The sequence below is a fragment of the Rhizobium sp. KNZ14-9A genome (genome assembly GCF_056755015.1).
This window is the reverse complement of record NZ_JBPGXB010000002.1, coordinates 2,999,614-3,013,137: the sequence shown is the minus strand read 5'-3', so window position 1 is coordinate 3,013,137 and position 13,524 is coordinate 2,999,614. Positions and strand designations below refer to the sequence as shown.

At 61.3% G+C, this 13,524-nt stretch carries 13 protein-coding genes; 8 read left to right on the top strand and 5 right to left on the bottom strand.

The features are described 5' to 3' along the window. Window positions 1–16: 16 nt before the first annotated feature. From moaB to ACR9ZQ_RS21730, 4 genes are all read right to left on the bottom strand, one after another. Window positions 17–568, bottom strand: coding sequence for a molybdenum cofactor biosynthesis protein B (gene moaB, locus ACR9ZQ_RS21745; RefSeq protein WP_310380028.1), 552 nt, complete (start codon window positions 566–568; stop codon window positions 17–19). Beyond that, the gene (locus ACR9ZQ_RS21740; RefSeq protein ID WP_481428798.1) at window positions 568–1,461 is read right to left on the bottom strand and encodes a 4-(cytidine 5'-diphospho)-2-C-methyl-D-erythritol kinase; all 894 of its coding nucleotides are present in this window, start codon (window positions 1,459–1,461) and stop codon (window positions 568–570) included. Before ACR9ZQ_RS21740 ends, moaB begins: the two co-directional genes overlap by 1 nt. 6 nt (window positions 1,462–1,467) lie before the next feature. Further along, window positions 1,468–3,300: a tetratricopeptide repeat protein gene (locus ACR9ZQ_RS21735; protein WP_310378529.1), complete on the bottom strand. Its 1,833-nt coding sequence runs from the start codon at window positions 3,298–3,300 to the stop codon at window positions 1,468–1,470. 200 nt (window positions 3,301–3,500) lie between these two features. Then, window positions 3,501–4,517, bottom strand: a complete 1,017-nt coding sequence (locus ACR9ZQ_RS21730; RefSeq protein WP_007814299.1) for a polyprenyl synthetase family protein — start codon at window positions 4,515–4,517, stop codon at window positions 3,501–3,503. 109 nt (window positions 4,518–4,626) lie between these two features. On the opposite strand from ACR9ZQ_RS21730, the gene ACR9ZQ_RS21725 reads away from it, so the two are divergent. Both ACR9ZQ_RS21725 and ACR9ZQ_RS21720 read left to right on the top strand, forming a co-directional pair. Then, entirely contained in the window at window positions 4,627–4,854 is a 228-nt protein-coding gene (locus ACR9ZQ_RS21725) for a putative signal transducing protein (RefSeq protein WP_310378525.1), read from the top strand. Window positions 4,855–4,860: 6 nt separating this feature from the next. Continuing rightward, the gene (locus tag ACR9ZQ_RS21720) at window positions 4,861–5,634 is read left to right on the top strand and encodes a tRNA1(Val) (adenine(37)-N6)-methyltransferase (RefSeq protein ID WP_481428797.1); all 774 of its coding nucleotides are present in this window, start codon (window positions 4,861–4,863) and stop codon (window positions 5,632–5,634) included. An 82-nt stretch (window positions 5,635–5,716) separates the two neighbouring features. Here the strand turns inward: ACR9ZQ_RS21720 and ACR9ZQ_RS21715 are convergent, their stop codons facing one another. Then, window positions 5,717–7,060 carry an Nramp family divalent metal transporter gene (locus ACR9ZQ_RS21715; protein ID WP_481428796.1) on the bottom strand — a complete coding sequence of 448 codons (1,344 nt, stop codon included), beginning with the start codon at window positions 7,058–7,060 and terminating at the stop codon, window positions 5,717–5,719. A gap of 192 nt (window positions 7,061–7,252) precedes the next feature. On the opposite strand from ACR9ZQ_RS21715, the gene ACR9ZQ_RS21710 reads away from it, so the two are divergent. From ACR9ZQ_RS21710 to ACR9ZQ_RS21685, 6 genes are all read left to right on the top strand, one after another. Beyond that, window positions 7,253–8,113, top strand: coding sequence for a S49 family peptidase (locus tag ACR9ZQ_RS21710; protein ID WP_481428795.1), 861 nt, complete (start codon window positions 7,253–7,255; stop codon window positions 8,111–8,113). A gap of 18 nt (window positions 8,114–8,131) precedes the next feature. Further along, on the top strand, window positions 8,132–8,323 hold the full coding sequence (locus ACR9ZQ_RS21705) for a hypothetical protein (RefSeq protein ID WP_310378517.1): 192 nt from the start codon (window positions 8,132–8,134) through the stop codon (window positions 8,321–8,323). Window positions 8,324–8,480: 157 nt separating this feature from the next. Next, window positions 8,481–9,440: a glycine--tRNA ligase subunit alpha gene (locus ACR9ZQ_RS21700; protein ID WP_481428794.1), complete on the top strand. Its 960-nt coding sequence runs from the start codon at window positions 8,481–8,483 to the stop codon at window positions 9,438–9,440. A 104-nt stretch (window positions 9,441–9,544) separates the two neighbouring features. After that, window positions 9,545–10,096 carry a LemA family protein gene (locus ACR9ZQ_RS21695; protein ID WP_310378513.1) on the top strand — a complete coding sequence of 184 codons (552 nt, stop codon included), beginning with the start codon at window positions 9,545–9,547 and terminating at the stop codon, window positions 10,094–10,096. 83 nt (window positions 10,097–10,179) lie between these two features. Next, the gene (gene aroA, locus ACR9ZQ_RS21690) at window positions 10,180–11,451 is read left to right on the top strand and encodes a 3-phosphoshikimate 1-carboxyvinyltransferase (RefSeq protein WP_481428793.1); all 1,272 of its coding nucleotides are present in this window, start codon (window positions 10,180–10,182) and stop codon (window positions 11,449–11,451) included. Between the two features lie 45 nt (window positions 11,452–11,496). Further along, the gene (locus ACR9ZQ_RS21685) at window positions 11,497–13,434 is read left to right on the top strand and encodes a DUF2207 domain-containing protein (RefSeq protein WP_481428792.1); all 1,938 of its coding nucleotides are present in this window, start codon (window positions 11,497–11,499) and stop codon (window positions 13,432–13,434) included. The last annotated feature ends 90 nt before the right edge of the window (window positions 13,435–13,524 follow it).

The window sequence follows — 13,524 nt, the reverse complement described above, 5'->3', positions numbered from 1 at the left end:
TGCTGTTGTAGGCAGTCTATTTCGTCGCGCCGCGCTTGAGGTGTTCGTCCAGCCGCGGCATGATCTCCACGAAATTGCAGGGCATATGGCGATAGTCGAGCTGCGCCTTCAAGATACCGTCCCACGCATCTTTGCAGGCGCCGGGCGAGCCCGGCAACACGAAGATGAAGGTGGCGTTGGCAACACCTGCCGTAGCGCGGGACTGGATCGTAGAGGTGCCAATCTTGTCGTAGGAAATGCGGTGGAACACGGCCGAAAACCCGTCCATCCGCTTTTCGAAGAGCTGTTCTAGTGCGTCGGGCGTCACGTCGCGGCCGGTGAAGCCGGTCCCGCCCGTGGTGATGACGACGTCGATCTCCTTGGCTTCAGTCCAGGCGCGCACGCGCGCGGTGATCCTCTCGCGGTCGTCAGGCACGATGTCGCGGTCGATCAGCTGATGTCCGGCTTCCGCAATCCGTGCCACCAGCGTGTCGCCGGACTTGTCGTCCGCCAGCTTGCGCGTATCCGAAACGGTCAGAACCGCAATGCCGAGGGGGATAAAAGCTCGTTTTTCGTCCAGGCCTGCCATCATGCACCTCCTGCGAAAGTCTCCGTCGACTGGAAATACCAGTCCGGGCGGCCCGCGTGAAGACGCTCAGCGGCGCGCAGCGCAGCAACGGGTGTCTCGAAGATGCCGAAGCAGGTCGCGCCAGAGCCGGACATGCGGGTGAAAAGCGCGCCTTCTGCCGCGAGCATGTCTGAAATCTCGGCGATTTCGGGAACCAGCTCCCGCGCCGGCATCTCAAGATCATTGCGTGTCGCCCGTATGGCTTCCATCCAGTGCGGTGTCTTCTTCAGGACCAGCGGAGGATTATTCTTGGTGACAAGCCGCCGGAAGATCTCGGGCGTGGAAACGCCTTTCAGCGGATTGGCAAGCACCATGGCGAAGGAGGGCAGGGCATCTGCCGTCTCTATCTTTTCGCCGATACCGCGTGCGATCAGCGGTGTACTTTTCAGGCACATCGGCACGTCGGCCCCAAGCTTCAGCGCGAGGGCGGCAACGGTCTCAGCGGGAAGCGTCACGTCCCATAGGCGCATCAGCCCGCGCAGCGTCGCTGCCGCATCGGCAGAGCCGCCTCCGATTCCGGAAGCGACCGGCAGATTCTTTTCCAGATGGATACGCACGGGTGGAGCACTGCCTGCCGCTTCCCGCAACAGGTCACGCGCCTTCAGCACCAGATTGGTGCCGGGGTCATCGGCAAGCACATCGGCGAACTGGCCGGAAAGCGTGAAATCATCGGTATCGGCTGGCGCAAAGCCCAGCCGGTCGCCATGGCGCGCAAATGTCACAAGCATTTCAAGAAGGTGATAGCCGTCAGGCCTCTGGCCCGTCACATGCAGGGCCAGATTGATTTTTGCGCAGGCATCTTCGGTGACGGCGAAATCGCCTGTCACGGAAAGTGGCATGCCCGTGTCAGGCATGTGGCCTCAGGATTTCTTGTCGACCGGCGGCGGCGTCACCGGCTGCGGGTCCGGCTGCTTCTTGTCGACGGTCTTGGAGTCGTCATCCTGTGCAGGCAGGCCGTTGGCGACCTTTTCCTTTATCTTCGGGACCTGGGCTTCCTCGGGTTCGGAGGCGAGCGCCCGGTTCCATTGATAGACGGCTTCCAGCTTGCGGCCGACCCGCCAGTAGGCATCGCCGAGATGGTCGTTGATCGTCGCGTCGCCAGCCTTGATCTGCGCCGCGCGTTCCAGCTCATCGACAGCATCGTTGTAACGGTTGAGGCGGAAATAGGCCCAGCCGAGCGAGTCAATGATATAACCGTCGTCAGGACGCAGCTCGACGGCCTTCTTGATCATATCAAGGCCCTCATCGAGGTTGCGGTTCATGTCGATCCAGGAATAGCCGAGATAATTCAGAACCTGCGGTTGATTGGGATTGAGGTCCAGCGCCTTGCGGAAGTTCGGCTCCGCCTGGTCCCACTTCTTGAGCCGCTCATAGGCGATGCCGCGCTGGAAGAAGACGCTCCAGTCGGCGCGGCCCGGCAGCGGCCCGATCACTTCGACAGCCTTGTCGTAATTATCGGCCATCGCCTGATAATCCTTGGCATCGGAAAGCACGCTGCCATAGGCGAGGTAGCTTCTGATATCGGTCGGGTCGGAAGCGATCAGCGCCTGCAGGTGCTTGCGGGCTTCGTCCACCTTGCCGCCTTGGGCGAGCGCGAGGCCCAACTGCAGCTCGGAGATGCGGCGCATCGGCGAATTCGCCGGCACCTTCTGGTAAAGCGCAATCGCTCGGTCCATCTGGTTCTGCTTTTCGGCAATGCCGCCGAGCAGCACCAGCGTGTCGGCACTGTTCGGATCGAGTGCATTGGCCGTCTGCAGATAGAGCGAGACAATGTCCTCGGCGCCATCGCGGTTCAGCGCGCCGCCGACCGAGAAGAGCACGCCAGCCGCACCCTCTTCGGCGCTCTTGACCTGCTGCTCCTGCTTCTCGCCCTTTTCGATGCTGTCGCGCAGCGCGTTCAGCGGCGTGTAGTTCGGCAGCAGATTGTCGCCGACAGAAACAGCGTCGAGCGCCTTCTGCTTGTTGCCCTGCGAGGCTTCGAGGCGGGCGAGCGCCATGATGGCGCGCATGAAGGTGTCTGGCGCAGTCGCGCCGCCTTCCTTGTCCAGCACGGCATCATTGAGATGTTGGCGGGCGGATTTGACGTCGCCGTTGACGATCGCGATCGCCCCGGCATTGTAGTTCTGGAAGATGCGAACCCAATCCGGTCCCTTCATCTTCTCAACCATGGTGAGCCCTTCCTTGCCGCGGCCGGCGCCGACCCGCGCCCAGGCCAGCAGAAGGTCGTTCATCATGCGGTCGAGATCGTTCGGTCCGTCATATTTCAGGATCGATTCCGCCGTCTTGAACTCGCCGCGGCGCATCGCGTCCATGCCACGCACGATCGTGGTGATCCGCTCGACGGTCGGGTCACCCTTCAGGTCGTTGGCATATTTCACGCCGTCCTTGATATCGCCGTTGAGCAGCAGCGAGATCATCAGGCGCTGGCGGATTTCAGGATTGCCTGGCTCGATCTGCAGAGCTTTCTTGTAGAGCTCGATCGCGGTCGGATAGTCGTGATCCACATCGGCCGTGCGGGCAGCGAGAAACGCGCCCGAGAAGGTGGATACGCTGTCTGGATCGAAAGTCACGGTCTTGCCGGCATCATCCGCCTTGGCCGCGTCTTCGGCGTTCACACCGCCGATCCCGCCGAGCGAAAGCACCGCCGCCAGGGCTGCGCTCGAAAGGAGACGGGTGACAAATCTCTGCCGCATTAGAAAACCTTTCTTCAGGGACGGCCGACTCAATGGGCCAACCGCAAAATCAGTTGCAAACACTGATTCACAACAGGATGGCTTTTTTGAAGCGGCCCTGCAAGAAATTCAGCCCACGTTCAAGGACGTTTGATTAGAGCGCCGCCGCGCAAAGGCGTGCGGCGGCTTCTGCAAAGACATGGCCCTCGCGGAGGCACGCGTCAGTTCACGCGCTCGATGCAGAAATCGATGACTTCTATCAGGGCCGATTTCCAGGGGCTGTCCGGCAGCGGCGCCAGCGCATCCCGTGCGATCGTGCCGTAGTGGACGGCCCGCTGGATCGTGTCGTTCAGCGTGCCGTATTTGGTGATCAGGCCGAGCGCCTTTTCCAGATTGGCATCGCTGCTGTTACCGCCTTCGATCGCATCGCGCCAGAAAGCGCGCTCGTCCTGCGTGCCACGGCGATAGGCCAGGATGACCGGAAGGGTGATCTTGCCTTCGCGGAAGTCGTCGCCGACATTCTTGCCGAGATCGGCAGCCTTTCCGCCGTAATCGAGCGCGTCGTCGACGAGCTGGAAAGCGAGGCCGAGATTCATGCCGTAGGATTTCAGCGCGTTGCGGTTGGATTTGCTGGTCTCGGCAACGATGGGTCCGACTTCTGCAGCAGCGGCAAAGAGAGCGGCCGTCTTGGCGCGGATGACAGAGAGGTAATCGTCCTCGGTCGTTTCCATGTTCTTGGCGACGGAAAGCTGCAGCACCTCGCCTTCGGCGATGACGCAAGCGGCAGAGGAAAGCACGTCGAGTGCCTCCAGCGAGCCGACTTCGACCATCATGCGGAAGGCCTGGCCGAGCAGGAAGTCGCCGACGAGAACGCTTGCCTGGTTGCCCCAGATCGTCCGCGCCGTCGACTTGCCGCGGCGCAGGTCGCTTTCATCCACCACGTCGTCATGCAACAGCGTTGCCGTGTGCATGAACTCGACTGATGTGGCGAGCTTGATGTGGTTCTCGCCCCTGTAGCCGAAGAGCGAGGCCGCAGCGAGCGTCAACATCGGCCGCAGGCGCTTGCCGCCGGAGGAGATGAGATGGTTCGCCACCTCCGGGATCATCTGGACATCGGAGCCGGCCTTGGAAAGGATAAGCTGGTTCACCCGCTCCATGTCAGCCTTGGTGAGGTCCACCAGCGGCTTGATGGAAGCCAGTTTGTTTTTGTTTTCTTCAAGCGGTATGACCACGCCCAACGACCCGGACTCCTGTTCATTCGTTACCTTTGACAATAGAAAGGGGCGATGGAGGCGGCAAGGGGTGAATTGTCGCTGCCAGCAAATTCGGAAGGGAAAATGACGGCAAATGCATGAGCTTATCCGCGCAAACGACCCCGTTCTGCTCTCATTTGCGGAGAGCCTCATGAAGGATGCGGGAATTTCGTGCTTCATCGCCGACCAGGGGATGAGCGTGCTGGAGGGCTCGCTCGGCATGCTGCCGCGCCGCCTGTTGGTCGATGAGGCGATGGCCGATCAAGCCCGTCGCATCCTTACCGATGCGGGTCTCGGCGGCGAATTGCGCGAGCGGAAGTGAAAAGATATGCAGGCGGTGACGGACACCATAGACGCCTTTCATCGCGGCCTCTTCCATATCGTTCAGCCGAAGGGCAGGGGGCATCGCGCCGGCATGGATGCCATGCTACTGGCGGCCCTCGTTGCCGATGATCGCCCCATAAGAGTGGCCGATCTCGGCGCCGGAGCGGGTGCAGCCGGCCTTGCCGTCGCCTCCCGTCTTCCGAGGGCCGAGGTCGTGCTTTTCGAGCGCTCGGCAGAGATGGCCAACTACGCTCGCCGCAGTACGGCACTCTCGGACAATGCCCACATGGCGGGCCGCGTCTCGGTCGTTGAGGCCGATGTCACGCTGACCGCCAAGGCACGCAACGACGCAGGCTTGATCGACGAAAGCTTCGATCACGTTATTATGAACCCGCCTTTCAACGATGCCGGCGACCGCAGGACGCCGGATGCGCTGAAGGCGGAGGCGCATGCCATGACCCATGGCCTTTTCGAGAGCTGGATCCGTACGGCCGGCGCCATCATGATGCCGGGCGGACAATTGTCGCTGATCGCGAGGCCGCAATCTATCGCCGAGATCATCGATGGCTGCGGCAAGCGCTTCGGCGGCATCGAGATCACCGCCATTCATCCGCGTGCAGGGGAAAATGCCGTCCGTATTCTGGTGACGGCAATCAAGGGTTCGCGGGCAAGGCTGTCACTGCGTGCGCCGCTCATCATGCACGAAGAGGGGAGCCACAAGTTCTCCCCTCTCGTCGATGATTTCAACAATGGCCGTGCGGCCTATGGCAGGCTCTGAAGCAATTCCAGGAAAACTGTGCAGCGGTTTTTCGTTCGGAATTGTGAAAAAAATCAATTCCGGAATTGCCTGAGAACAAATTCTAGCCTCCGGTCATGAAGTCGAAGAGCAGCTTGACGTTCAGGCCGGCGATCAGGATAGCGACCACATAGGCGATGGCGCTCAGCCACTTCGGCGCCACCAGCTCGCCCATTTTCGCCTTGCTCGCCGTGAACATGACGAGCGGGAAGACGGCGAAGGAAAGCTGCAGGCTGAGCACCACCTGGGTCAAGATCAGCAGCTCCGCCGTGCCCTGATCGCCGTACCAGATCGTCACGAAAGCCGCGGGAACGATGGCGATGGCGCGGGTGATCAGGCGGCGTACCCAGGGCTTCAGCTTGATTTTCAGGAAGCCTTCCATGACGATCTGCCCGGCAAGCGTGGCGGTGACCGTCGAATTCAGGCCGCAGCAAAGCAGCGCAATGCCGAAGAGCGTGGGCGCAATGGCAAGGCCGAGCAGCGGCGACAGCAGCGAATGTGCCTCACCAAGTTCCACTACATCCGTCTTGCCGTTGGCATTGAAGGCGGCTGCGGCAAGGATCAGGATCGAGGCGTTGATCAGGAGCGCGAAGCAGAGCGCCACGGTGGAGTCGAGGGTCGCAAAGGTCAGCGCTTCCTTCTTCTCCGGCACGGTATGGCCGTAGGAGCGCGTCTGCACGATGCCGGAGTGAAGGTAGAGATTGTGCGGCATTACGGTCGCGCCGAGAATACCGAGCGCCAGGTAGAGCATTTCCGGATTGGTGACGACCTCAGGCGTGGGCAGGAAGCCCCTGATGACGGCGCCCCATTGCGGGTCGGCAAGGAAGATCTGGATCGAAAAGCAGATTGCGATCACGCCGAGCAGCGTGATGATGAAGGCCTCCATCCAGCGGAAGCCGAGTCTCTGCAGCAGAAGGATGACGAAGACGTCGAGCGCGGTGATCAGCACGCCGATTTCGAGCGGAATGCCGAAAAGCAGATTGAGGCCAATCGCGGTGCCGATCACCTCGGCAATATCGGTGGCAATGATGGCGATTTCCGCAAAGGCCCAGAGCGGCACCGCAACATAGCCCGGATAGGCATCGCGACAGGCCTGGGCTAGGTCGCGGCCAGAGCCGATCGCAAGACGCGCGCAAAGCGATTGCAGCACGATTGCCATGATGTTCGAAAGCAGTGCGACGGTCAGCAGCGCATAGCCGAACTTCGATCCGCCGGCGAGCGAGGTCGCCCAGTTGCCAGGGTCCATGTAGCCGACCGCCACCATGTAGCCGGGGCCGAGGAAGGCTGCCGCCCGCCGCCACGTGGAGCTGTGCCGCCCCGTACCAACTGTACGGTAGACGTCGGAGAGCGAAGCTTCGCCGCGCTCGGTCCGCCAGCCGCCCTTTGCATTCGGATTTATGATGTCCATGCCACTTTCACCTGATTACCCATGCCGGCACTATGCCTGATTAGAATGATAATGCAAGTCATTCGCAACAAGAAAATGGAAGGCCATGTTTTGGGAACGTAGCCATTGCGTTTGTCGTTGCAGCGCATACATGCAATGCCCTTGTAATGTGCACATGCATGCTGGCGCCGCCGATCATGTTGAGGAAGAGAAATGGCTGGATTTTTGAGAAAGCTGATGCCGAAGCGGTTTCGTAAGGATGGGCTCGTCATCCCCGTCGTCAGGCTGCAGGGCGCGATCATCAGCGGCGGCGGTCAGTTCCGCCCGACCCTCAATCTCGCCAATGTTGCGCCGGTGCTGGAAAAGGCCTTCTCCATGAAGGATACACCGGCTGTTGCCATCTCTATCAATTCGCCGGGCGGCTCGCCCGTCCAGTCCCGCCTTATCTTCACGCGTATCCGCGAGCTTGCGCGGGAAAAGCAGAAGAAGGTTCTGGTCTTCGTGGAAGATGTGGCAGCCTCCGGCGGCTACATGATCGCGCTGTCGGGCGATGAAATCATCGCCGACCCGACGTCCATCGTCGGCTCGATCGGAGTCGTCTCTGGCGGCTTCGGTTTTCCGGAACTCCTGAAGAAGATCGGTGTCGAGCGTCGCGTCTATACGGCAGGCGAAAACAAGGTGATCCTAGATCCTTTCCAGCCCGAGAAGGAAAAGGACATTGAATATCTGAAGAGCCTGCAGTTGGAGATCCATCAGGTCTTCATCTCGATGGTGCGCGAGCGCCGTGCCGGCAAGCTGACGGACGATGCGGCTGTTTTCTCCGGTCTCTTCTGGAGCGGCACGCGCGGCCTGGAGCTCGGCCTGATTGACGGGCTCGGCGACATGCGCCAGGAACTGAAGAAACGCTACGGCCAGAAAACGAAGCTGCAGCTCGTCACGGCCACCCGCGGGCTGCTCGGCCGCCGCATTCCCGGTGTCTCACCGGTCTCGCTTGAAGGTGCGGCGTCCGGTCTTGCGTCGGGGCTTGTCGAAGCGGCAGAGGAGAGGGCATTGTGGAGCCGCTACGGGCTTTGATGGGAGGTACGAGGGGACATGGCACAGCTTATCGCGTTATTGATCCTCGTCTGCGCGGGCTGGTGGCTCTACCGTCGCTTTGTTTCTGATGCGCAGAGGCTTGCTGAAAAATCCCGCCGCGCCGAGAAGGAGCGCCAGACGGGGGCTATCGGTACACTGGTGAAGGATCCGGCGACGGGTGAATATCGCCTGAAACGGGAAGACGAATAGGCCGAAGCGTGTGTGTTGAGCGTTGCCGATCGGCGATCGAGATCGCTGACCGGAGGGCCGTTTGTGAGGTTTGTCGGTACGCGGTGCAAAAGTCTTGACCCCTGCGGCCCTCCGTGGCACCTGTCGCGCTCATACTTCAAGCAATCGGTGCCCTTCCATGTCTGCTGCCATTCCTGACCATATGAATCCGAAGCGCTCCTTCCAGGCGCTGATCCTGACCCTGCATAGCTACTGGGCGGATAAGGGTTGTGCGATTCTGCAGCCCTATGACATGGAAGTGGGCGCGGGCACCTTCCACCCGGCCACCACGCTACGCGCGCTTGGACCCAAGCCGTGGAAGGCCGCCTATGTTCAGCCGTCCCGCCGTCCCTCCGACGGCCGTTACGGCGAAAACCCGAACCGCCTGCAGCATTACTACCAGTACCAGGTCATCCTGAAGCCGAACCCACCGAACCTGCAGGAGCTTTATCTCGGCTCGCTTTCCGCCATCGGCCTCGATCCGCTGCTGCACGATATCCGCTTCGTCGAGGACGACTGGGAAAGCCCGACGCTCGGCGCCTGGGGCCTCGGCTGGGAATGCTGGTGCGACGGCATGGAAGTGTCGCAGTTTACCTATTTCCAGCAGATCTGCGGCATCGAGTGCTCGCCCGTCGCTGGCGAATTGACCTACGGCCTCGAACGCCTTGCCATGTATGTGCAGGGCGTCGACAATGTCTACGACCTGAATTTCAACGGCCGCGAAGGCGACGAGAAGATCAGCTACGGCGATGTCTTCCTGCAGGCAGAGCAGGAATATTCCCGCCATAACTTCGAATTCGCCAACACCGAGATGCTGCATCGCCACTTCATCGATGCCGAAAAGGAATGCCAGGCGCTGCTCGCCGCCGGCGCACCTGGTGATAACGCCAAGCAGCGCCTGCACAAATGCGTCTTCCCGGCCTACGACCAGTGCATCAAGGCCAGCCATGTCTTCAACCTGCTCGACGCCCGCGGCGTGATTTCCGTCACGGAGCGCCAGAGCTACATCCTGCGCGTACGTACGCTCGCCAAGGCCTGCGGCGAAGCATTCCTGCTGACGGATGCGGGTGGGTTCGATCTGGTGAACGCAGCCGCCTGAGCCTGCCGCGGCGCGAGCGAAGATCGCGCCGCTTTGACTGTTTGACGATATCTGCGAAACCTGCGTAGTCTCCCGCAAGGCTTGGCTTTCCGGGGGGATTCGCGATGTATATCGCTCTTGGCGTCATCGTTCTGATCGCACTCTACGTCATCTTCATCTATAACGGCCTCGTCCGTTCCCGGCAGATGGCCGAAGAGGCCTGGTCCGGCATCGATGTGCAGCTGAAGCGCCGTGCGGACCTGATCCCGAACCTGATCGAGACGGTTAAAGGCTACGCCGCCCACGAAAAAACTACGCTCGAAGAGGTCGTAGAACTCAGGAACAAGGCGCAGGCCGTTCCCGCTGGCGATGTGGCCGGCAGGGCGCAGGCGGAAGGCTTGCTCGGCCAGGCGCTCGGCCGTGTGTTGGCGCTCGCCGAAGCCTATCCCGATCTCAAGGCCAACCAGAATTTCTCCGAGCTACAGGCTTCGCTGGAAACGATGGAAAGCGAAATCCAGATGGCGCGACGCTATTATAATGGCGCTGCCCGTGATCTGAACGTCAAGGTCGAGAGCTTCCCCTCGAACCTCGTTGCCGGCCAGTTCGGATTCTCCAAGCGCGAATATTTCGAAATCGCCAACGAGGCCGACCGCGCCGTACCGACCGTCAAGTTCTGACCTTTGTCTTTGCACAAAAACTGCTATGAGCAGTCCGATAAGGCCGTCTGCGGCCGCTGCAATGGACAGAAGAGACAAGCGCAATGAGTAAAGCCAAGCTCACCATCATCCCGCCGGGCAAGCCGCTGGCCGGTCGTGCCGTGCCGCCAGGCTCGAAGTCGATCACCAACCGCGCCCTGCTGCTTGCGGGCCTTGCCAAGGGCACGAGCCGGCTGACCGGCGCTTTGAAGAGCGACGACACGAAATATATGGCCGAGGCGCTGCGGGCCATGGGCGTACAGATCGACGAGCCCGACGAGACGACCTTTGTGGTGACCGGCAGCGGCAAGCTTCATCAGCCGAAAGCTCCGCTCTTCCTCGGCAATGCCGGCACGGCGACGCGCTTCCTGACGGCTGCGGTTGCTTCCGTCGAGGGCACGGTCGTGGTGGACGGCGACGAGCATATGCGCAAGCGGCCGATCGGCCCGCTGGTCGCTGCCCTGAAGTCGCTGGGACTGGACGCCGAGGCGCCAACCGGCTGCCCCCCGGTGACGGTGCGCGGCAACGGACATTTCGCTTCCGGCCGTGTCGAAATCGATGCCGGTCTGTCCAGCCAATATGTGTCGGCCCTTCTGATGGCAGCACCGCTCGCCAAGCAGGGCGCCAACGCGCCTGTCACGATTGCGCTTGCCGGTACCGATATCGGTGCCCGCGGTTATGTCGATCTCACACTTGCCGCCATGGAGGCCTTCGGCGCCAAGGTGGAGCAGCTCGATGCCGCGACCTGGCGCGTCGAGCCGACCGGCTACACCGCAACCGATTTCGTCATCGAGCCGGATGCGTCGGCGGCAACATACCTCTGGGCCGCTGAAGTGTTGAGCGGCGGTAAGATCGACCTTGGCGTGCCGAACGATGCCTTCACCCAGCCGGACGCCAAGGCCTATGAAACGATCGCCAAGTTCCCGCACCTGCCGGCCGAAATCGACGGCTCGCAGATGCAGGATGCCATCCCGACGATCGCCGTTCTCGCCGCTTTCAACGAGACGCCGGTCCGCTTCGTTGGCATCGCCAACCTGCGGGTGAAGGAATGCGATCGCATCCGCGCCCTGTCCACGGGGCTCAACAATATCCGTGAAGGTCTGGCAGTCGAGGAGGGTGACGATCTGATCGTCCATTCCGATCCTGCGCTCGCCGGCCAGACGCTGCCGGCTGAGATCGATACCTTTGCCGACCATCGCATCGCCATGAGCTTTGCGCTTGCCGGCCTGAAGATCGACGGCATCACCATTCTCGACCCTGATTGTGTCGGCAAGACTTTCCCGGCTTACTGGCGGACGCTTGCGGGGCTGGGGGTTGCCTATCAGGACGAAGCCTAAGGATTGCGACACGCATTAGGCTGAACCGCAACCGGGGGAGGGGATATGATCCGGCGGTTTTTCGGCATTTGTTTCGCATTGCTGCTGGTGCTGTCTGCACGAGCAGCAACGGCTGAGGAATTCATCGCCTCCTTCGATTCCGCCATCCAGCTGGAAAAGAGCGGAGCGATGACGGTGGCGGAAACGATCACCGTCAATGCCGAAGGCGACCGCATCCGGCGAGGCATCTTTCGCGATTTTCCGCTGACCTTCAGGGATGCGAGCGGCCGACGCCGCACCGTCGATTTCAGCGTCGTCTCGGTCAAGCGCGACGGCAGGGACGAACCCTGGCATACGGAATCCATCACCGGCGGCATCCGCATCTATGCCGGCTCCGAAGACGTGACGATCTCTCCCGGCCGCCACGAATATGTTTTCACCTACAAAACGAACCGTCAGATCCGTTACTTCGACGATCATGACGAGCTCTATTGGAACGTTACCGGCAACGGTTGGATTTTTCCGATCCGCTCTGCGGTGGCGACGGTCACCTTTCCGCAGGGCGTTGTGCCCGAAGATGTCACCTTCTTCACTGGTCCCGTCGGTGCCACAGGTAAGAATGCTCGAGCGAGCGTAGACGACGGCCGACTGGTGGTTGCGACCACCGCGCCCCTCGGCGCGGAGGAGGGGCTGACCTTTGCCGCGAAACTGCCGAAGGGTGCGATCGATCCGCCGAGCGCCGATCAGGAGAGCAGCTGGTGGTTAAGCGATAACCGTGACTATCTCATCGGTTTCGGCGGCCTCATCCTCGTCTTCCTCTATTACACGCGCTCCTGGCTGAAGGTTGGCCGTGATCCGGCGCGCGAGATCGTTGTGCCGCGCTGGGATCCGCCTGCTGGCATCTCGCCCGCGCTTGTCAATTACATCGATAATAAAGGCTTTTCCGGCCAGGGCTGGACGGCGCTTTCGGCAACCGCGCTGGATCTTGCCGTGCGCGGCTATGTCACGCTGGAAGATCTCAAGGACTCGATCGTCATCCGTCGCACCGACAAGCCGCTCGGCAAGGAGAAGCTCCAGGCCGGCGAGGCCGAGCTCCTGAAGGCGGTCGGCAGAGCTGGTGATACGCTCACCATCGACAAGGCCAACGGCGAAAAGGTCAAATCGGTCGGCCAGAGCTTCCGCTCGTCGATCGAACGGGAACACCGCGGCAAATATTACAATTCCAATGCCGGTTATATCACCGGCGGCGTGATTTTAAGCGCTGCGGCCCTGGTGGCGCTCTTCGTCTTCGGCTCGCTGGAGCCGGATACGATCGCGCTGATGATCATCCCCATCGGCATTTCCGTCTTCCTGTCTGTCTTCGTGGCAGGTTTTGTGAAGGCGCTGCATCGCGGCCGTTCGCTCGTCGGCAAGATTTTCGCGGTCATCGCCATCGCTATCGCCGTTTTTGTGGGCTTGAGCATTCTCTCGGCCGTTGTGCTGGCGCTCGGCTCTTCGCTAATGGAATTCCACGAAACGCCCATGCTCTTTGCGGTCGGCGGCATCGTGCTCTTCAACATCCTCTATTTCTTCATCATGGGCGCACCGACGCCGCTCGGTGCCAAGATGACGGCTGGTGTCGATGGCCTGCAGCAATATCTGACGCTCGCCGAAAAGGACCGGATGAACATGGCCGGCGCGCCGCAAATGTCGCCGCAACATTTCGAGACCTTGCTGCCCTATGCGGTGGCGCTCGGTGTCGAAAAGCCATGGTCGCGCACGTTCGAAATTTGGCTGGCGGCTGCTGCAGCCGGCGCCGCCGCGGCTGCCTATAGCCCCGCTTGGTATTCCGGCAATTTCAACAGTGGCAGCTTTTCCGATCGTATCGGCGGCTTCTCTTCGTCGATGGCCTCGACCATCGCGTCCACTATTCCTTCACCGCCGCCCTCCAGTTCGTCCTCGGGTTTCTCCGGCGGCGGTTCGTCCGGCGGAGGTGGCGGAGGCGGCGGAGGCGGAGGCTGGTGAGCTTTCCCGCTTGACCTTTCGGGCCTTCCCGCTTAACCGCCAGACCAACAGGCTAGGCTAATAGGCCAGACCAGCAGCAAAGGGATCAGG